Origin of the sequence: Sodalis sp. (in: enterobacteria) (genome assembly GCF_051710625.1) — a bacterium.
Lineage (GTDB): Bacteria > Pseudomonadota > Gammaproteobacteria > Enterobacterales > Enterobacteriaceae > JBPESN01.
In genome coordinates this window covers 1-19243 of sequence record NZ_JBPESN010000013.1, presented here as the reverse complement: position 1 = coordinate 19243, position 19243 = coordinate 1, and the positions used below count along the sequence as shown (strand labels likewise).

Genomic DNA, 19243 nt, shown 5'->3' with positions numbered 1-19243 from the left:
GTAAAAAAATAAAGGCGGTCATATTGATGACCGCCTTATCAGAGTGGCTATCTGGGCGGGCGCGCGCTGTTACTTGGCTTTTTTATCCCTGCTATGCAGGCCGCGCTTTTCCAGGCCGCGATAAATAAGCTGCTGCTGGATGATGGTCACCAGGTTGTTGACGATATAGTACAACACCAGACCCGACGGAAACCACAGGAAGAACACGGTGAAAATCACCGGCATGAAGGTCATGATCTTCTGCTGCATCGGATTAGTGACGGTAGTGGGCGACATCTTCTGGATGAAGAACATGGTGATGCCCATCAAGACCGGGAGGATATAGTACGGGTCTTGTGCCGACAGGTCATGGATCCACAGCGCGAACGGCGCATGTCGCAATTCAATGGAGCCTGACAGCATGTAATATAGCGCCAAGAAGATGGGCATCTGGATCACCAGCGGCAGACAGCCGCCCAGCGGATTGACCTTTTCCGCCTTGTACAACGCCATCATTTCCTGGCTTTGCCGTTGCTTATCGTCACCCAGACGCTCGCGCATCGCCGCCAGTTTCGGTTGCAGCATCCGCATCTTGGCCATTGAGGTGTACTGCGCTTTGGTCAGCGGGTACATGATACCGCGCACGATGAAGGTGATGATAATGATGGAGAAGCCCCAGTTGCCGATATAGCTGTGGATGAATTTCAGCAGCTTAAACAGCGGTTGGGAAATAAACCATAGCCAGCCGTAATCGACCGCCAGATCAAGATGCGGGGCGATGGCCGCCATCTTGTCCTGAATCTCAGGACCGAGCCACAATGTGGCTTTCAACTCACTTTGGCCGCCGGCCGCGACGGTGACGGGGGCGGATTTGAAGCCGACCGCCGCCAGACCGTTGCCTAAGTCCGTGGTGTAGAAGGTGTTTTTACCCGGCGTGAAAGGCACCCAAACCGTGGCGAAATACTGCTGGAGCATGGCGACCCAGCCGCCTTCGGTGCTGACGCTCAGATTCTCGCCTTTGATATCCTTGAAGCTGTACTTCTGATATTTGTCGTCGCTGGTGGAATAGGCCGCGCCACGGTAGGTGTGCAGCGCGAAGTTGCTGCTGCCGGTATCGCGCGCCTTGGGCAAATTAATGGATTGCTTCAACTGACCGAACAATGTCAACTTGAGCGGCTGCGCGCTGGCGTTATTAATATCGTAATTGACATTTAACGCGAAATCGCCGCGTTTCAAGATAAAGGTCTTGGTGTACACCACGCCGTCAGGGGCGGTGTAGGTCAACGGCACGCGCAATTCGCGCTGGTTATCCGCCAGGACATAGGTGTCCTGGTTCGTGGTAAACAGCGGGCGCTCACCGTTGGCGGGATTGTCCGGGCCGTTTTTGCCGGTCAGGCCGCTTTGCGCCTGATAGACAAATTTCGGCGACGTTTCCAGCAAATGAAAAGGCTGCGGTGAACCCAGTTTATCGGGATAGGACAGCAGGAAAGCCTGTTCGATGTCACCGCCGCGAGTGTTGATTTTCAGCGACAGCACGTCGGTTTTAACCGTAATGAGCTGGCCTTGTCCGCTGGCGGGCACACCCTGGCTGTCCGGGTCTGCCGCAGTGGTGTTCGCGGTCTGTTGCGTGGTCTGGGCGGTAGGCGTAGGAGCATGGTCCGTCTGCCAGGCCTGCCAGATCATGAACGACACGAACAGCAGAGCGATGACAAGAAGGTTGCGTTGAGAATCCATTGTTAGTGTTCTCTGTTGTCAAAGTTTTTTAACGGCACGGGATCTTCGCCACCTGGGTTCAAAGGGTGGCATTTTAATACGCGTTTTAATGTCAACCAACTGCCTTTTAACATACCAAACCTGCGTATTGCCTCAATTCCATACTGCGAACAAGTGGGCCGGAACCGGCAATGAGGCCCCAGCAACGGGCTGATGACGAATTGATAACCGCGTATCAACCCGATCAGTAGCTTTGAGACTGGCGACAATGGCGGCGCCATAATTTTTCTAACGCTTTCGTCAGGGCATGGTTATCCAGATCGGCCACGCCTTTTTTGGCGATGACCACAAAATCCATGGCGGGCAGGGCGTGCTGATGCAGGCGGAAACTTTCGCGCGTCAAGCGCTTGATCCGGTTACGTTCATGGGCCCGTTTTACATGTTTTTTGGCGACCGTGAGACCGACGCGGGGATGCCCCAGCGTGTTCAGGCGGCCGAGGATGGTAACATGCGGCGTTCCGGCCCGTTGAGGCTGCTGGAAGACGAAAGTAAAATGATTAGGAGTTAACAACCGTAACTCCCGGGAAAATGCGAGCTTAACCACCCGGTGGGCAAGCTTTCTTACTTGGAAGATACGGTCAGGCGTGTACGGCCTTTTGCACGACGACGTGCCAAAACCTGACGACCGTTCTTCGTTGCCATACGAGCACGGAAACCGTGGGAACGGTTGCGTTTCAATACGGACGGTTGGAAAGTGCGTTTCATAGCGATTTTTACCTAAACTTTGATAATTAGTGATTCACTAAACGCGTTTGGCCGCCCGGCGTGAAAACGACCGACGCCTCAATCGCATAGTGGGCGTAACGATAAAGAGGCGGGATTGTAATAATTGTACAGTCCCGAGTCAATTCACCTCGCGCTTGCCTGCCTGAATACCCGTGTTCATACCAGAATCTCTGTCCGGCAAGTCGGGCAGCACAACAGTCGTTACGCGTAGGGCGGGGGATTATACGGGGTTCCCGCCAAAACGCAAGGATCCTGCGGGATCTAGTTTATTCCTGTCAGGATCGCATGTCCGCGATCCCGGCCGAAAAATTCAGACTATGCTTAATTTCGTCGATCATAAGGCTTACTTTTTATCCAGCGGGGAGATTATCAGGTACGCTCCTAAGCGCCCGGTTACCCTGTGGATAAAAAGGATGAAAACTGTGTAGAAGAGGAGGATCTGCGGCGCGGTTTGCGTTATGATCCGCACTCCCTGGCGGGGGGGAATCCCCGCTGAGATCCGTCGCGGGAAAAACCGTTTAAGGCGGTTCGCAGGTTCCATCATAATAATCTGTGTCAAAAAGATGATCCTGGATCATACAGTTTTATTTCTTTTCTTTTGTTGATCTTGTTCGATTGGAGTCCGCCGTGTCACTTTCGCTTTGGCAGCAATGTCTTGCCCGGTTACAGGATGAGTTACCTGCCACAGAATTTAGTATGTGGATACGCCCCCTACAGGCGGAACTAAGTGACAACACTTTGGCGCTTTATGCCCCTAACCGGTTCGTGCTGGATTGGGTGCGGGATAAGTATTTGAACAACATCAACGGTCTGCTAAATGATTTCTGTGGCACCGATGCGCCGCTGCTGCGCTTTGAAGTAGGCAGCAAGCCGCCGCAGATGGCGGTGCTGCAGCCCGCGAGCCAGCACGCCAGCGAAGCGCCTTCCCAGGCGGCGGTTGCCCGTCCGCGGCCAAGCCGTCCCAGCTGGGATAACGCCCCGGTTCAGCCGGAGCTCTCTTATCGCTCCAATGTAAATCCCAAACATAACTTTGACAATTTCGTTGAAGGTAAGTCCAACCAGCTGGCGCGCGCGGCGGCGCGGCAGGTCGCCGACAATCCAAACGGCGCTTATAACCCGCTATTTCTTTATGGCGGCACCGGGCTGGGCAAGACCCATTTGCTGCATGCGGTGGGCAACGGCATCATGGCGCGCAAGGCCAATGCCAAAGTGGTGTACATGCATTCCGAGCGTTTTGTCCAGGACATGGTTAAGGCTTTGCAGAACAACGCCATAGAGGAATTTAAACGTTACTACCGTTCGGTCGACGCGTTGCTTATCGATGACATTCAGTTTTTTGCTAATAAGGAACGCTCGCAGGAGGAGTTTTTCCATACCTTTAATGCGTTGCTGGAAGGTAATCAGCAGATTATCCTGACCTCTGACCGCTATCCGAAGGAGATAAACGGGGTGGAGGACCGGCTGAAGTCGCGCTTCGGCTGGGGGCTGACGGTGGCGATTGAACCGCCGGAGCTTGAGACGCGTGTGGCGATATTGATGAAGAAAGCCGACGAGAACGCGATCCGCCTGCCGGGGGAAGTAGCGTTTTTCATCGCCAAGCGTTTGCGTTCCAACGTGCGCGAGCTGGAAGGCGCGTTAAATCGCGTCATCGCTAACGCCAACTTTACCGGCCGGGCAATTACCATTGATTTTGTGCGCGAAGCGCTGCGGGATTTGCTGGCGCTACAGGAAAAGCTGGTCACTATCGATAATATCCAAAAAACCGTGGCGGAATACTATAAAATCAAGGTGGCCGATTTACTCTCCAAGCGGCGTTCACGCTCGGTCGCCCGCCCCCGACAAATGGCGATGGCGTTATCGAAGGAATTAACCAATCATAGTCTGCCCGAAATTGGCGATGCTTTCGGCGGGCGAGATCATACGACGGTGCTGCACGCCTGCCGGAAAATCGAGCAGTTGCGTGAAGAGAGCCACGATATTAAAGAAGATTTCTCCAACTTAATCAGAACATTATCTTCCTAACTATGAAATTTATCGTTGAACGTGAGCAGCTGCTTAAGCCTCTGCAACAGGTCAGTAGCCCGTTGGGGGGCCGCCCAACCTTACCGATTTTGGGTAACCTGCTATTGCAGGTGTCCGAAGACCGCTTGCTGCTGACCGGTACAAATTTGAAAATGGAAATGGTCGCGCAGGTCGCGCTGGGCGCTGCCCATGAGCCGGGCGCGACCACGGTGCCGGCGCGCAAGTTTTTTGATGTTTGCCGTGGCTTGCCGGAAGGGGCGGAGATCGCCGTGACCCTGGAAGGGGAACGGATGCTGATTCGCTCGGGGCGCAGCCGCTATTCGCTTTCCACGCTGCCCGCCTCCGACTTTCCCAATTTGGACGATTGGCAAAGCGAGGTGGAGTTCACCCTGTCGCAGTCTATCCTGAAGCGATTGATTGAATCGACCCAGTTTTCCATGGCCCATCAGGATGTGCGTTACTACCTCAACGGTATGCTGTTTGAAACCGAAGGCGAGGAGCTGCGTACCGTGGCCACCGACGGGCATCGTCTGGCGGTCTGCGCCATGTCTGTCGGCGAGGCGCTGCCGTCCCATTCCGTCATTGTGCCGCGCAAAGGCGTGATGGAGCTGGTGCGGATGCTGGACGGCGGCGAAAACCCGGTGAAGCTGCAAATCGGCAACAATAACATTCGCGTTAGCGTCGGTGATTACATTTTCACTTCCAAACTGATTGAAGGCCGTTTCCCCGATTGTCGCCGCGTATTGCCGAAGAATCCCGATAAAACGCTCGAAGCGGGCTGCGATGTGCTTAAACAGGCCTTCGCCCGGGCCGCGATCCTTTCCAATGAAAAGTTTCGCGGCGTGCGGCTGTATCTTAGCGCTAACCAGCTAAAAATTACCGCCAACAATCCGGAGCAGGAAGAGGCGGAAGAGATTCTGGATGTCACCTATCAGGGCAGTGAGATGGAAATCGGTTTCAATGTCAGCTACATGCTTGACGTGCTAAATGCTTTAAAATGCGAGGAAGTGCGGCTGCTGCTGACTGATGGGGTGTCCAGCGTGCAGATTGAAGATAGCGCCAGCCAGGCGGCCGCCTATGTCGTTATGCCGATGCGTCTGTAACCAATGTGGTAAGGTAGTGTGAGTGAGTGGCTCTGTCGCGTCTGCTAATTCGTGATTTTCGTAATATCGCTGCCGCCGATTTGTCTTTGGCCGCTAATTTTAACTTTCTGGTTGGGCGCCAACGGCAGCGGTAAAACCAGCGTTCTGGAAGCCATTTATACGCTTGGCCACGGCCGCGCGTTTCGCAGTTTGCAATCCGGGCGGGTTATCCGCCATGAGTAGCCGGAATTCAATTCGTGCTGCATGGGCGTATCGAGGCAGGCAATGTCGATGCGCGCGCGACCTCTGTGGGACTTTCGCGCAATCGCCTGGGCGACAGCACGGTACGTATCGACGGCAGCGATGGCCATAAGGTGGCGGAACTAGCCCAGCTGTTGCCGATGCAGCTGATTACGCCGGAAGGGTTTACGCTGCTTAATGGCGGGCCCAAGTACCGGCGCGCCTTTATGGACTGGGGCTGTTTTCATAACGAGCCGGTTTTTTTACCGCCTGGAGCAATCTGCGTCGATTGCTGAAACAGCGCAATGCCGCCCTGCGTCAGGTCAGTCGTTATCAACAGCTGCACGCCTGGGATCAAGAGCTGATTCCGTTGGCGAACCGAATTAGTGAATGGCGTGCAGACTAAAGTGCGGCTATTGCGGTGGACATTACCGCCACGTGCGCGCAATTTTTGCCGGAGTTTCGCCTCGATTTCAGTTTTCAGCGCAGCTGGGACTAAAGAAAGCGATTTTGGCAAGCTGCTGGAACGCCAGTTCGGGCGCGATCGCGCGCTAACCTACACCGCGTCGGGCCCCCATAAAGCGGATTTCCGAATCCGTGCCGAAGGCGTACCGCTGGAGGACATTCTCTCGCGCGGTCAGCTCAAATTATTAATGTGTGCCCTGCGTTTGGCGCAGGGTGAATTCCTTACCCACCGGAACGGCCGGCGATGTCTTAATCTGATTAATGACTTCGCATCCGAACTGGATACCGGACGCCGTCGCCTGTTGGCGGAGCGTCTGAAAGCCACCCATGCCCAGGTTTTCGTCAGCGCAGTCAGCGCGGATCAAATCCGTGATATTACCGATGAAAAGGGCAAGATGTTTAAGGTGGAACAGGGTAAAATAAGCCTCCAATCCAAAGTTTAAAATGAGCGGGAAACGTTGATGTCGAATTCTTATGACTCCTCAAGTATCAAAGTACTCAAGGGACTGGACGCGGTGCGTAAGCGCCCGGGTATGTATATCGGCGATACCGATGATGGTACCGGTCTGCATCATATGGTATTCGAGGTTGTGGACAACGCTATCGACGAAGCCCTTGCCGGTCACTGTAAAGAAATCGTGGTCAAGATCCACGAAGACAATTCGGTTTCCGTCCAGGATGATGGTCGCGGCATTCCGATCGGCATCCACGAAGAAGAGGGCGTCTCCGCCGCCGAAGTCATCATGACCGTACTGCACGCGGGCGGGAAGTTTGACGACAACTCCTATAAAGTGTCGGGCGGCCTGCACGGCGTCGGCGTGTCGGTGGTGAACGCCCTGTCGGAAAAACTTGAGCTGATGATAAAGCGCGAAGGTAAAGTGCATCAGCAAACCTACCATGTCGGCGTGCCCCAATCGCCGCTGGAAGTGGTGGGCGAAACCGATCAGACCGGCACCACCGTGCGGTTCTGGCCGAGCTTTGCCACCTTCACCAATAACACTGAATTTCAATATGAAATCCTGGCTAAGCGGCTGCGGGAACTCTCCTTTCTGAACTCCGGCGTGTCTATCCGTCTGCGCGATAAGCGCAACGATAAGGAAGATTATTTTCATTATGAAGGCAGCATTAAGGCCTTCGTAGAATATTTGAATAAAAACAAAACGCCTATCCACCCGAATATGTTCTATTTTTCTACCGAAAAAGACGGTATCGGTGTGGAAATCGCGTTGCAATGGAACGACGGTTTCCAGGAAAATATTTACTGTTTCACCAATAATATTCCCCAGCGCGACGGTGGTACCCATCTGGCCGGCTTCCGCGCCGCGATGACCCGCACGCTGAATTCCTATATGGATAAAGAAGGCTACAGCAAGAAAGCCCAGGTCAGCGCGACCGGCGATGACGCCCGCGAAGGGCTTATCGCCGTGGTTTCTGTCAAGGTGCCGGATCCGAAGTTCTCATCCCAAACCAAGGACAAACTGGTTTCGTCCGAGGTGAAATCGGCGGTGGAATTGCTAATGAACGAGCGGCTGGTGGAATACCTGCTGGAGAACCCTAACGACGCCAAAATCGTGGTGGGCAAAATCATCGACGCCGCCCGCGCCCGTGAAGCCGCCCGTAAGGCGCGCGAGATGACCCGCCGTAAGGGGGCGTTAGATCTGGCCGGCCTGCCGGGCAAGCTGGCGGATTGTCAGGAGCGCGATCCGGCGCTGTCGGAACTCTACCTGGTGGAGGGTGACTCCGCCGGCGGTTCGGCCAAGCAGGGCCGTAACCGTAAAAATCAGGCGATATTGCCCTTGAAAGGGAAAATCCTCAACGTCGAAAAAGCCCGTTTCGATAAAATGCTCTCTTCGCAGGAAGTCGCTACGCTTATCACCGCCCTTGGTTGCGGCATCGGCCGCGACGAATACAACCCGGACAAGCTGCGCTATCACAATATCATTATCATGACCGATGCTGATGTCGATGGTTCGCATATTCGCACCCTGCTGTTGACCTTTTTTTATCGTCAAATGCCGGAAATTATCGAGCGCGGCCATGTATTTATCGCCCAGCCGCCGCTTTATAAAGTCAAAAATGGCAAGCAGGAGCAATATATCAAAGACGATGAGGCTATGGATCAGTATCAGATAGCGCTGGCGATGGATGGCGCCACGCTGCACGCCAACGCGCATGCCCCGGCGCTGGCCGGCGCGCCGCTGGAAAATCTGGTGGCCGAACATTACGCTGTGCAGAAGATGATAGGCCGCATGGAGCGGCGCTTCCCGCGTGCGCTGCTTAACCACTTGATTTATCAGCCGGCCCTAACTGAAGCGCAGCTGAGCCAGCAGGATCAGATCACAAGCTGGATCGCCGCACTGGTGCAGGCGCTGAACGATAATGAGAAGCACGGCAGCAGCTACAGTTACAAAGTGCAGGAAAATCGCGAACGCCAGCTGTTTGAGCCGCTGCTGCGGGTACGCACGCATGGTGTCGATACGGATTACCTGCTGGATTACGATTTTATTCACGGCGATGAATATCGCAAACTGGCGACGCTTGGCGAAACGCTGGGCGATCTTATCGAAGCGGATGCCTATATCGAGCGTGGAGAACGCCGGCAGCCGGTCACCAGCTTTGAGCAGGCACTGGAGTGGCTGGTGAAAGAGTCGCGCCGTGGCCTGGCGGTGCAGCGCTATAAAGGTCTGGGCGAGATGAACCCTGAACAGCTCTGGGAAACGACCATGGACCCGGACAGCCGCCGTATGTTGCGCGTCACGGTAAAGGACGCCATCGCGGCCGATCAGCTGTTTACCACGCTGATGGGGGATGCGGTAGAGCCGCGGCGTGCGTTTATCGAAGAAAATGCGTTGAAAGCCGCCAATATTGATATTTGACGGCAAACGCCGACCTTAAACATCCGGGATTAACCTCCCGGATTTTTTTTGCCCCGCTTCCACCGATCAATGCGCGGCAACAGTCGGCGGCAGCACTGTATATTCCGCCGGACACATCCGCACGACGCTTAATAGAAATCTCACCCAGTTGTCATTATCCGGCATTATCTCCGGCGCAGGCTCAGATAGTGGGCTGGTCGCCGAAAACAGCGTCGCGACAACGGTTGACAGCGTTGTCGGGTGATATAGGCTAAAGTGACCACTGCCCTGAAGCAGTTATAAACAAGCGGCAGGCATCAGATTTATGCTTGTGGCGCAATCCAAGAGGATGCGATGGTGATAAAATTGATTGCAATTGATATAGACGGGATGCTGTTAAATCATAAATACGAAATTACTCCCGCGGTGAAAGACGCTATCGGCGCGGCGCGCGGCAAAGGGGTGTACGTCGCGTTGGCGACCGGCAGGCCCAATATTGGTATCAAACGGTATTTGATGGAGCTGGATTTACAGCTGGAAGGGAATTTCTATATTACCAATAACGGCGCGCTGGTGCAGCGGACGGTGGATGGTTCCTGTATTTCTCAGACGGTACTGGACATCAACGATTACCGCTACCTTGAAGCTTTGTCCCGCCAGCTGGAGGTACATTTCCATGCGCTGGACTTTAATACGCTTTATACCGCGAATCGTGATATCAGTCGCTATACCGTCTATGAGGCCTCGTTAACCGGCATGCCTTTCAAGTTTCGCACCGTTGCCGAGATGGACGCTTCTCTGCGCTTCCCGAAAGTCATGATAATAGACGACCCCGCTATTCTGGATGCGGTTATCAAACGTATTCCGCAGGAAGCATTCGACAGTTATACCATCATGGAAAGCGCGCCGTATTATCTGGAATTATTAAGTAAACAGGCCAATAAAAGCACGGCGGTAAAAGCGCTGGCGGAGCATTTGGGATTGCACCGCGATGAGGTCATGACGCTTGGCGATCAAACCAACGACCTGGCGATGATTGAGTATGCAGGCACCGGCGTGGAGATGGGTAACGTCATCAATGAAATCAAGGCCGCCAGTCAGTTCGTCACCCAGACCAATCTGGAGGATGGGGTCGCGCTGGGGCTATCCATAAGTTCGTGCTCGACGCGCCGTCAGATAGGGCGGCAATGCCTGCCTGAACCGTGGTGCGCCTGTGATGGCCAACGTAGTAAAGTGTAATAAATAATAATGGTACTACAATTTGGGTTCGATTTTGCCGACACCACCCGTTCTTGTGCTACTATAGAGTAATTCGATCTTTTTAAGGATATCTTGAACGCGCGAACCGAGTTCCCCAGCTATCAGCTGCTTGCAGGTATTTATTCCCGCTTTCAATCGATACAGGTCACCCTGGTTACCTGATAATTGACCGAGTTGATCAATGAGATCGAGACAATTATCATTAACATTCTCTTGAAATAGCTCTTTTTTTACCGCCTCGCTTTGCAGGCAGTCGGCATGGGAAAAGGTCATGTGTATAATATGGGAGTGTGTCCTGCAAATTGTATCTACCATGGTTTTTCCTGGGGCAACAACGGTTTTCCCGGTTGCCAAAAATTCATGTTAAGAATTATCTTCTTTTTTCGCGATGGAAAATATAAAAAACATTCTTTTTTTAAGAAAAAAACTAAGAAATTTTCTTTATAACTTTATGTTTTTATTTATTTTTTTATATGGATTTACCAATCACTTGTTCACAACAAGTTACTGACTGTTGATGAGAAATTTTGGACGCCCTTATTCTTCCACTCCGGGTCGGAAAAAGCCTCTATAATTAATTTAAGCCGTGCGATGTCACCAACATAATCACCTTCAGCGACATTTCTTAACTCTAAAACATAGAAGGCGTGCTTTTAATGTCACGGTGTCGGTTCCCGTTCACATCAAAACTACGCCGCCAAGCGCAAAGTAATTTTTTTAGCAAAGCCGGGATGTTATTAGAACGAAGCCGCCCGGTGGATGAATGACGAAAAGCGTCATTAGGCTGCATCGCCACGCTTTAAAAATTAGCATTGAGGTGAGCGCCGTTTTCTCCGTCGCAAGAATGCCGTCTAACGGACAGGGGCGCTTTTAGACACTAAAAACGGTCTTTAAGCAAAATGCCCTGTTAATGGCGCATGGCTTAAGCGTTCATGGCCGTGCAAACGCGCTCCGGTCACCGGCAAAAAGGGAAAGCCGCCAGGTGGGTGTTGTCTGAAGTGTAATCTATATTGTAGTACAATAATAATTGATAGTGCTACAATCTGGCGCGTACAGAGGGGTTTACCCCGCGCGTTTTGCCGGGATGACATGAGTCGCCCCCGCCAGCAGCAGCGGCAACCGATTGTTTTACCTTAATAAGAAAGCACATACCATGAAAGTAACCAAACTGACTACCTGCCGGTTATCACCGCGCTGGATGTTTCTGAAAATAGAAACGGACGAGGGGGTTGTCGGCTGAAGCGGGCCTGTTATTGAAGGCCGCACGAAGAGCGTCGAAGCCGTGGTACACGAGCTGGGCAAATATGTTATCGGCAAGGATCCTGCTCGCATTAACGATATTTGGCAGGCCCTTATACCAAGTACCAAGCGGGTTTTTACCGCGGTGGCCCTATTTTGATGAGCGCCATCGCCGGCATTGATCAGGCGATGTGGGATATCAAGGGCAAAGCATTGGGTGTGCCGGTTTATCAGCTGTTAGGTAAACTGGTGCACGATCGTATTAAAGCCTACAGCTAGGTCGGCAGCGATCGTCCGTCGGATGTTATCGCAGGTATGAAGAAATTGGCCGAAATTGGCTTTGATACTTTCAAGCTGAACGGCTGCGAGGAAATGGGGCTACTGGATAATTCACGTAAAGTGGATGCAGCGGTTGCGGTAGGCGCTCAGGTACGCGAGGCCCTCGGCAATTATATTGAATTCGGCCTCGATTTCCACGGCCGGGTAAATGCGCCGATGGGCAAAGTGCTGATAAAAAAGTTGAAACCTTATCGGCCGCTATTTATCGAGGAGCCGGTGCTGGCAGAGCAAGAGAAATATTATCCCCTGCTGGCGGCGCAAACATCCATACCTATCGCCGCCGGCGAACGGATGTTTTCGCGTTTTGAGTTTAAGCGGGTGTTGGCCAATGACGGTCTGGCGATCTCACAGCCCGATCTGTTCCATGCCAGCGGGATTAGCGAGTGTATGAAAATTGCCTCCATGGCGGAGGCCTATGATGTGACCCTGGCGCCACATTGTCCGCTGGGGCCTATTGCCCTCGCCTCTTGCCTACATGTTGACTTTGCATTCCTACAATGCGGTTCTGCAGGAGCAGAGTATAAAAATTCATTATAATCAGGGGGCCGAATTATTGGACTATATTGTCAATATGGGGAGACTTTGCCATAAATGGCAATTATTTCTACCCGTTAAATAAATCCCGACTCGGCGTGGAAATAAATAAGGAATTGATCATTGAGCGCAGTAAAAATACACGAGACTGGCATAACCCGGTCTGGCGCTATCCCGACGGGTCGGTGGCGGAATGGTAATTAGCCTTCATTGAGTCATTAGCCCGCCGTTAACAATATAACGGCGGGGATCCCGATTAATATTTTTTATCCTGACCGGTGTTTCTCCGTACCCTGTGGTAATTTAATCGGAATAAATAATATGGACACTGTCATCACCGCGCGCCCCACCCGGGGGCGCTATCTTACGCTATTAATGATTTTTATTACCGTAATTATTTGTTATGTCGACCGCGCTAATTTAGCGGTTGCCTCGGCGCATATTCAACAAGAATTCAGTATCGACAAAGCGCAAATGGGGTATATCTTTTTCGCATTTGCCTGGACCTATACCCTTTGCCAAATTCCCGGCGGCTGGTTCCTTGATCGGGTAGGTTTAAAGTTAACCTATTTTATTGCCATCTTCGGTTGGTCGGTTGCGACCCTCGCGCAGGGTTTCGCCTCCGGGCTAGGCAGTTTACTTGGCCTGCGTGGGGCTGCGTGCGCTCACCGGCCTGATTGAAGCGCCGGCGTTCCCGACTAACAACCGGATGGTGACAAGCTGGTTCCCCGAACGGGAGCGCGCCTCGGCGGTAGGTCTGTTCACTTCCGGTCAGTTTCTCGGTCTGGCGTTCCTGACGCCGCTTCTGATCTGGATACAGGAAGTATTGAGCTAACACTGGGTCTTTATCCTGACCGGCGGTATCGGCATTATTGGGGCGCTGATCTGGTTCGTGGTTTATCAATTGCCGCGCAAAAGCCGGGGTATCAATGCTGCCGAGCTGGAATATATCAAGGCCGGCGGCGGTCTGGTGGATGGTGAGATGCACCGGTAGAGAAAAAGAATCGTGTGCGGATGAGAGGCAGCGATTGGAAGCTGGTGTTCAACCGCAAACTGGTGGGTGTGTATTTAGGCCAGTTTGCCGTGACTTCAACCTTGTGGTTTTTTCTCATCTGGTTCCCTAACTATCTGACGCAGGAAAAGCATATCGTCGCCCTGACGACAGGGTTCATGACCACAGTGCCGTTCCTGGCCGCCTTTTTTGGCGTGATTTTATCCGGCTACTTTGCCGATCGCATGGTACGCACCGGCAAATCGCTTGGCTTTGCCCGCAAAACGCCGATCATCTGCGGACTACTGCTTTCCACCTGCATCATGGGGGCGAACTACACCAACGATTCCATCTGGATTATGGTACTCATGGCGCTGGCGTTCTTTGGCAATGGCTTTGCGTCGATCACCTGGTTGTTGGTTTCGTCTCTGGCGCCGTTACGTTTGATTGGCCTGACCGGTGGCGTATTCAATTTCGTTGGCGGTCTGGGCGGCATCACCGTACCGTTGGTGGTGGGGTATCTGGCGCAGGATTATGGCTTTGCGCCGGCGTTGATTTACATCGCCGTGGTGGCGTTTTTGGGCGCGCTTTCCTATCTGCGGCTGGTCGGAGAAGTGAAACGCGTAGGGGAAGCCTAAGCAAAAGAGGCGCGCGGGCGATTTGCCTTCGGCGGTGAGTCTTGGGGTCTATAGCTGATGGCCCAGAGCTGTGCGACACCGCCCAGCCCGCCGCGTTGGCGTATCAGGCCGGCGATGGTGTAATGACCGCTGCGCACGGCATAATCGATTGCGCCCAAGCCCGCCCAATCGATCAGGTCGGAGGCGGTTTCCCGGCGGAGCAATAACTGTCGGACAATAGCGCGATGGCCGTCCACCGCCACCGCCATCAGCGGGGTTCTGCCCCGGCAATCGGCGGCGTTAATGTCCAGCCCTGGGTGGTCTAGCAGTAGGGGCACCATTTTGCGCTGCCCCTGTTCGCAGGCGGTCAGCAACGGGGTGGTGCACCACAAGCTGGCCGCGTTGGGCAAGATGTCAGGATGCGCCAATAGCAGCCGCACCAGCGCTGTACAGCCGCTGCGCGCGGCCCAAAGCAATGCGCTGGCGCCATGGCTATCGCGGGCGTTGACGGGGGTAGCTGAATGCGCCAGCAGCAGGCGGCCACATCGGCATGGCCCGCGCCACGGCTGGCAGCCAGTATCAAGGCGGTGGAGCCAAAGATATCCGCGGCGGTGACATCGACGCCCGCAACGGTTAGCAGCTGGCCTAAGGTTTGCTGGGCGACGCCCGCCGCCGCCAGCAGCAGCGCAGTTCTTCCCAAATTATCCCGGGCGTTGAGCGCGGTCTGCGGGCAAGGCAAAAGCGCAGTCAGCGTGCCGCAGTGATTTCCTGCCGCCGCCAGGGCCAGCGCTGTCCGGCCGTGGCTATCCCGGCTGCTCCTATCCAGCCGAGTGCGCGTCAGCAGTATCTTGATGATCTCAGCATGGTCATGCATTGCCGCCAAATGCAGCAGCGTCCCACCCCTGACGTCCCGCTGCGCCACCGGCATGCGGGGATGCGCGAGCAGTACATGCACCATCCAGTATTGGCCATTAATGACCGCCTGCTGTAACAGGGTATACCCGCGCATGTTCGGCACCGCAATGATGATAGCGGGATGCTGTAGCAGTACCTCAACCGTAAGGTCATGATTGGCCGCCAGCGCCAGCCAGAGCGCGGACAGGCCTTGCCGGTTAACCTGATTGACACACTGGCGGTCGTCTTGCACCAGGGTTATGACCACGCTGACGTGACCCTGCGCCGCCGCCATAAGCGCATTGTTGCCCTGGCGGCACGCGGCGTTTATCGCGCAATCGGAACGGCAAAGAAGCGCGGTGACCCATGCACTGTCCCCTTTTGATGCCATCTGTATCAGCAGCGTACGGCCTTCGTTATCCGTGGCGTCCGCCAGCCTGCTCCAGCTGCCGCGCCAGCAGCGCCTGCACCAGCGGCAAATGACCGTGCCGGATCACTTTCATCAGTGGTGTTTCATTGTTGCGATCGAGGGTATTTACTTCCAAATGCGGATGGGTCAATAGCGCAAGGACGCTGTTGCTAAGCGACGGCAGACAGTTTAGAAGTTCCAGCAGCAACCCATCGCCGGTCATCCCGGGTAAGCGTGCGCAGATGTCGGCGCCCGGCATCCTCAAGAGCGTGGCTAGCAGGTCATCCTCACCGTTATACATCAGCACGGTGACCAGAACGCCTGATGCCGGCATCAGGCGCCGCGCCCGGGTTGATATTCAGCCCCCTGCGCTGACAAAAACGCAGCAGCGGCAGACCATGACTGTAGGTAAGCGTGTCGAGGAGGTCAGGCAAGCGCGGCGGGCAGGCTCCTGCAGGCGGGGATGCGCCTGGGACACCGCATGCAGACTGCCTAGATCAAGTTTGGCAAACGTGAGACTGAGCAGCTCGGGCGGCAATGCCATCAACGGGAAGGATGATGCAGGACTATTGGCGCAGCCCCGCAGCTCGGCCGCGGCGTCAAACTTTGCGCTCCCCCCTGCGCCAAACCCGTCCGCTGACAACTTAAGCCGTGTCCATAACCTATCCCGGCGCCGCGGGCGTGCAGGATGTCGGTCAGCCGGCGGGACCACCGCTATTCCCGTACGGGCTGCTGCCGCGCCAAACGAAATATTAAAGGAAGATAAAATGATATTAGCAGACAAATAAAAGAAATGGCGGCGCAATGCCCGTTCTAAGCCGGCTTAGTCGCGCGCCGGTGCGGACGTGTGATCGTGGCTGTGCAGCATACGCGACCGGGGAGATTCCTCATCGGTATTGCTATCGCGGCGAAAATAGTCATAAGGTAATAGCACCGTGTCCATGACCGTGGAGAAGGGTAAGTCTATGGCCGCAAGAGGACGGATGCACCAGTTACTGTCTTTGTCGCGTAAAACCCGCATACTGGCGCGGGTGCCGGGATAGTAGCCCTGATAGGGGCCTGTATGCGTCATGACGCTGGAGCAGCCGGTGGTGCCTAGCACGGTGCATCCTGTTGTTACGACAAACAAGACCTTTCTTAACATAACCTGTTCCGCATCCGGTGGGTTTAACTTCTTGCGCAGCAACGCCTGCTCTTAGGACCAATTGAAATCGTGCTTGAAGCATCTGGCTGACGCAAGCTGTAATAGTTAGTGTAATAGAGATTGAATGAACCCCAGCTAAATTTTACCGCTATCCCGATATTTTTTTCTTATCGCCTCTTGAAAAATCCGACGGCGGTACCATTTTAATTACGTGACCAGAAATAGATACGCCGTAAGGGTATTCCGGTCACTGACCTGTCCAACGGGAAGGTTATTGCACCCTCGCTAAATTTTGGAGGCTTTAAGCTATGCGTAATTTCGATTTCTCACCGCTGTACCGTTCCGCTATCGGTTTCGATCGTCTGGTTAATCTGTTGGAATCAGGGCAGAGCCAGGGCAATGGCGGTTATCCCCCCTACAACGTTGAATTGGTAAACGAAAATCAGTACCGCATCGCCATTGCGGTTGCCGGCTTTGCCGAAAGCGAGCTGGAAATCACCGCCCATGACAACCTTTTGACGGTAAAAGGGGCCCACGCCAGCGATCAAAGCGAACGTAACTATTTATACCAGGGTATTGCCGAGCGTAATTTCGAGCGTAAATTTCAGTTAGCTGAACATATAGAAATAAAAGGCGCCCAATTGGCCAACGGTTTGCTGTTTATTGATTTGGAACGCGTGGTACCGGAAACGCTAAAACCGCGCCGCATTGAAATAAAATAACGTTTTACAGCCAGTATCTCAATACGCCCGCCCGTGTAGGGGGCCTGTTTCAGCCCGATTGGCGGGTTGAGCAAATTATCTCGCTTCACAGAAGGAGTTAATAACATGCGTAATTATGATCTCTCTCCCTTATTTAGGCAGTGGATCGGTTTTGATAAATTAGCCAGCAATATTCAAGACGATCATCAGGGGATGAATTATCCCCCCTACAATATTGAGAAAAGCGATGATAACCATTATCGCATTACCCTGGCGCTGGCCGGTTTTACCCAGCAAGAACTGTCGATTGAGTTGGAAGGCCCGCGCCTGACCATCAAGGGTAAACCCGCGCTGGTAGAAAAGGAGGGGCACTATCTGCACCAGGGGTTGGTCTGCAAAGAATTCACCCTCAGCTTTACCTTGGCGGAACATATGACGGTGGAACAGGCTGATTTTACCCACGGCCTGCTGAACATCGACCTGGAACGACACATTTTTGAATCGCTGCAGCCGCGGCATATTGCTATTGGCACCACGGCCCAGCGTCCGGCGCTCCAGGATCGTACCCTGGATGCCGAGTAAACCTGTTCGGGGGGCGCCATGCAGCCCCGGCGCCCTGCTTGTGCCACCGTCGCGCAATAATCCGCGGCCTGTTCCAGCGGCGAACGGCGTTCTGCCGGCTCCCGCGCCGGCCTCGTAACGACGAGGCCGTCAGAAAACTGACGGGCTTTTTTGTGGCCGCTTGCCAGCAGGCCGGCGTCCCGCTTGCCGTCAGACCACCGTTTCGCAGTGGGCGCGCGCCACTTCTTCCGCCAGAATGGCAATGCCGCGCTCGATTTTTTCAGCCTTCGGCACATAATTCATGCGCAGGCATTGACGACTGTGATGCCACTTTTGCTCCAGCCCGGGGGAAAAGTAGTGGCCGGGGACCATCAGTACGCCGCGCAGCTTTAGGCGCTGATAGAGGGCGTCGGTCGAGATAGGCAAATCGGGAAACTACAGCCAGAGAAAAATCGCGCCTTCCGGCTTATGGATCAGGCAGCGCTCCGGCGGCAGCCAACAGCGTATACAGGCGATGGCTTCATCGAAGCGGCGACGATAAAACGGGCGGATAACTTTGTAGTGGTCAACTAAAACTGGCCACCGCGTTAGCGTTTTTCCAGTATCTATTTTCTGATTCGTTTGGTGGCAACCCACCGTTATATTTATGCGGCCTGAGTGCGCTGTAATATCCCACGATATAGTCGGTAATTTCATGAGCTGTTTCGCTGAAACTTATGTAGCCCGTTACCGGTATCCACTCGTTTTTCAGACTTCTGAAGAAGCGCTCCATCGGACTGTTATCCCAACAGTTACCCCGGCGACTCATGCTTTGTTTGATCCGGTAACGCCACAGCAACTGTCGGAACTGCCTGCTCGTATAGTGGCTACCCTGATCGCTGTGGAACATCACTCCGGCTAGTTTACCACGCGTTTCCCATGCCATTTCCAGTGCTTTGATGGTCAGTCTGCTGTCCGGGGAGAACGACATAGCCCAGCCCAGCGGTTTCCTCGCGAACAGATCAAGAACAACCGCAAGGTATGCCCAGCGTTTCCTGGTCCAGATATACGTCACATCGCCGCACCATACCTGGTTTGGCGCCGTTACAGCGAACTGGCGCCCAAGATAATTCGGGATCGCAACATGCTCCTGACCGCCACGCTTATACCTGTGCGTCGGCTGCTGACAACTGACCAGCCCCAGCTCTTTCATGAGCCTGCCTGCGAGCCAGCGCCCCATTTGGAAGCCTCTCTGGGTTGCCATGGTGGCGATACTTCTCGCGCCAGCTGCACTATGGCTGATACTGTGCAGTTCATAAACCTGACTGCGCAATACTGTTCGCCTGCCGTCTGGCCTGTCAGGACGACTTTTCCAGTATTTGTAACTGCTGCGATGAACCCTGAACACGTGGCAGAGTGTGGCCACAGGATAA

General features: G+C 54.0%; 14 protein-coding genes and 6 pseudogenes. 9 read left to right on the top strand and 11 right to left on the bottom strand.

Going from position 1 to position 19243, the window contains the following annotated elements; all coding sequences use genetic code 11:
- Positions 1–69: 69 nt before the first annotated feature.
- The 4 genes from yidC to rpmH are packed head-to-tail and all read right to left on the bottom strand — an operon-like array spanning position 70 to position 2457.
- Positions 70–1713: a membrane protein insertase YidC gene (gene yidC, locus ACTBDU_RS05575; RefSeq protein ID WP_438805809.1), complete on the bottom strand. Its 1644-nt coding sequence runs from the start codon at positions 1711–1713 to the stop codon at positions 70–72.
- A gap of 2 nt (positions 1714–1715) precedes the next feature.
- Positions 1716–1973, bottom strand: coding sequence for a membrane protein insertion efficiency factor YidD (gene yidD / locus ACTBDU_RS05570; protein WP_438805808.1), 258 nt, complete (start codon positions 1971–1973; stop codon positions 1716–1718).
- The gene (rnpA, locus tag ACTBDU_RS05565) at positions 1937–2296 is read right to left on the bottom strand and encodes a ribonuclease P protein component (RefSeq protein WP_438805807.1); all 360 of its coding nucleotides are present in this window, start codon (positions 2294–2296) and stop codon (positions 1937–1939) included. Before rnpA ends, yidD begins: the two co-directional genes overlap by 37 nt.
- 17 nt (positions 2297–2313) lie before the next feature.
- Positions 2314–2457, bottom strand: coding sequence for a 50S ribosomal protein L34 (gene rpmH, locus ACTBDU_RS05560; protein WP_438805806.1), 144 nt, complete (start codon positions 2455–2457; stop codon positions 2314–2316).
- A 648-nt stretch (positions 2458–3105) separates the two neighbouring features.
- On the opposite strand from rpmH, the gene dnaA reads away from it, so the two are divergent.
- The 5 genes and pseudogenes from dnaA to yidA all read left to right on the top strand — a co-directional run bounded on the left by dnaA (position 3106) and on the right by yidA (position 10341).
- The gene (gene dnaA, locus ACTBDU_RS05555) at positions 3106–4500 is read left to right on the top strand and encodes a chromosomal replication initiator protein DnaA (RefSeq protein WP_438805805.1); all 1395 of its coding nucleotides are present in this window, start codon (positions 3106–3108) and stop codon (positions 4498–4500) included.
- Between the two features lie 2 nt (positions 4501–4502).
- A complete protein-coding gene (dnaN, locus tag ACTBDU_RS05550) occupies positions 4503–5603 on the top strand; it encodes a DNA polymerase III subunit beta (protein WP_438805804.1) in 1101 nt (366 codons plus the stop codon).
- A 26-nt stretch (positions 5604–5629) separates the two neighbouring features.
- Positions 5630–6730 (top strand): annotated as a pseudogene (gene recF / locus ACTBDU_RS05545) (DNA replication/repair protein RecF).
- Positions 6731–6748: 18 nt separating this feature from the next.
- Positions 6749–9163, top strand: coding sequence for a DNA topoisomerase (ATP-hydrolyzing) subunit B (gyrB, locus tag ACTBDU_RS05540; RefSeq protein WP_438805803.1), 2415 nt, complete (start codon positions 6749–6751; stop codon positions 9161–9163).
- A gap of 333 nt (positions 9164–9496) precedes the next feature.
- A pseudogene (gene yidA, locus ACTBDU_RS05535) lies at positions 9497–10341 on the top strand (sugar-phosphatase).
- A gap of 55 nt (positions 10342–10396) precedes the next feature.
- Here yidA and ACTBDU_RS05530 read toward each other — a convergent pair.
- Positions 10397–10675, bottom strand: a complete 279-nt coding sequence (locus tag ACTBDU_RS05530) for a hypothetical protein (RefSeq protein ID WP_438805802.1) — start codon at positions 10673–10675, stop codon at positions 10397–10399.
- 880 nt (positions 10676–11555) lie between these two features.
- Here ACTBDU_RS05530 and dgoD point away from each other — a divergent pair.
- Both dgoD and ACTBDU_RS05520 read left to right on the top strand, forming a co-directional pair.
- A pseudogene (gene dgoD / locus ACTBDU_RS05525) lies at positions 11556–12714 on the top strand (galactonate dehydratase).
- A 121-nt stretch (positions 12715–12835) separates the two neighbouring features.
- Positions 12836–14143 (top strand): annotated as a pseudogene (locus ACTBDU_RS05520) (MFS transporter).
- On the opposite strand, the gene ACTBDU_RS05515 reads toward ACTBDU_RS05520, so the two are convergent.
- The 4 genes and pseudogenes from ACTBDU_RS05515 to ACTBDU_RS05500 all read right to left on the bottom strand — a co-directional run bounded on the left by ACTBDU_RS05515 (position 14140) and on the right by ACTBDU_RS05500 (position 16569).
- Positions 14140–14652, bottom strand: a complete 513-nt coding sequence (locus ACTBDU_RS05515) for an ankyrin repeat domain-containing protein (protein ID WP_438805835.1) — start codon at positions 14650–14652, stop codon at positions 14140–14142. The pseudogene ACTBDU_RS05520 and the gene ACTBDU_RS05515 overlap by 4 nt on opposite strands.
- 191 nt (positions 14653–14843) lie before the next feature.
- Positions 14844–15407 (bottom strand): annotated as a pseudogene (locus tag ACTBDU_RS05510) (ankyrin repeat domain-containing protein); the annotation flags it as partial.
- Between the two features lie 25 nt (positions 15408–15432).
- Positions 15433–15759, bottom strand: coding sequence for an ankyrin repeat domain-containing protein (locus ACTBDU_RS05505; protein WP_438805801.1), 327 nt, complete (start codon positions 15757–15759; stop codon positions 15433–15435).
- A gap of 489 nt (positions 15760–16248) precedes the next feature.
- Entirely contained in the window at positions 16249–16569 is a 321-nt protein-coding gene (locus tag ACTBDU_RS05500) for a YceK/YidQ family lipoprotein (RefSeq protein ID WP_438805800.1), read from the bottom strand.
- A 308-nt stretch (positions 16570–16877) separates the two neighbouring features.
- Here ACTBDU_RS05500 and ibpA point away from each other — a divergent pair, with 308 nt between their 5' ends.
- Both ibpA and ibpB read left to right on the top strand, forming a co-directional pair.
- Entirely contained in the window at positions 16878–17291 is a 414-nt protein-coding gene (gene ibpA, locus ACTBDU_RS05495) for a small heat shock chaperone IbpA (RefSeq protein ID WP_438805799.1), read from the top strand.
- 105 nt (positions 17292–17396) lie between these two features.
- Positions 17397–17852, top strand: a complete 456-nt coding sequence (gene ibpB, locus ACTBDU_RS05490) for a small heat shock chaperone IbpB (protein WP_438805798.1) — start codon at positions 17397–17399, stop codon at positions 17850–17852.
- Between the two features lie 189 nt (positions 17853–18041).
- Here the strand turns inward: ibpB and avtA are convergent.
- Positions 18042–18389, bottom strand: a pseudogene (gene avtA, locus ACTBDU_RS05485) (valine--pyruvate transaminase); the annotation flags it as partial.
- 7 nt (positions 18390–18396) lie between these two features.
- The coding region (locus ACTBDU_RS05480) for an IS3 family transposase (protein ID WP_438805797.1) at positions 18397–19243 on the bottom strand (847 nt) is incomplete at its 5' end.

Coding starts and splice junctions, on each gene's coding strand:
- yidC (WP_438805809.1), bottom strand. CDS start 1,713: ATGGATTCTCAACGCAACCTTCTTGTCATCGCTCTGCTGTTCGTGTCG.
- yidD (WP_438805808.1), bottom strand. CDS start 1,973: ATGGCGCCGCCATTGTCGCCAGTCTCAAAGCTACTGATCGGGTTGATA.
- rpmH (WP_438805806.1), bottom strand. CDS start 2,457: ATGAAACGCACTTTCCAACCGTCCGTATTGAAACGCAACCGTTCCCAC.
- dnaN (WP_438805804.1), top strand. CDS start 4,503: ATGAAATTTATCGTTGAACGTGAGCAGCTGCTTAAGCCTCTGCAACAG.
- gyrB (WP_438805803.1), top strand. CDS start 6,749: ATGTCGAATTCTTATGACTCCTCAAGTATCAAAGTACTCAAGGGACTG.
- ACTBDU_RS05530 (WP_438805802.1), bottom strand. CDS start 10,675: ATGACCTTTTCCCATGCCGACTGCCTGCAAAGCGAGGCGGTAAAAAAA.
- ACTBDU_RS05505 (WP_438805801.1), bottom strand. CDS start 15,759: ATGCCGGCATCAGGCGTTCTGGTCACCGTGCTGATGTATAACGGTGAG.
- ACTBDU_RS05500 (WP_438805800.1), bottom strand. CDS start 16,569: ATGTTAAGAAAGGTCTTGTTTGTCGTAACAACAGGATGCACCGTGCTA.
- ibpA (WP_438805799.1), top strand. CDS start 16,878: ATGCGTAATTTCGATTTCTCACCGCTGTACCGTTCCGCTATCGGTTTC.
- ibpB (WP_438805798.1), top strand. CDS start 17,397: ATGCGTAATTATGATCTCTCTCCCTTATTTAGGCAGTGGATCGGTTTT.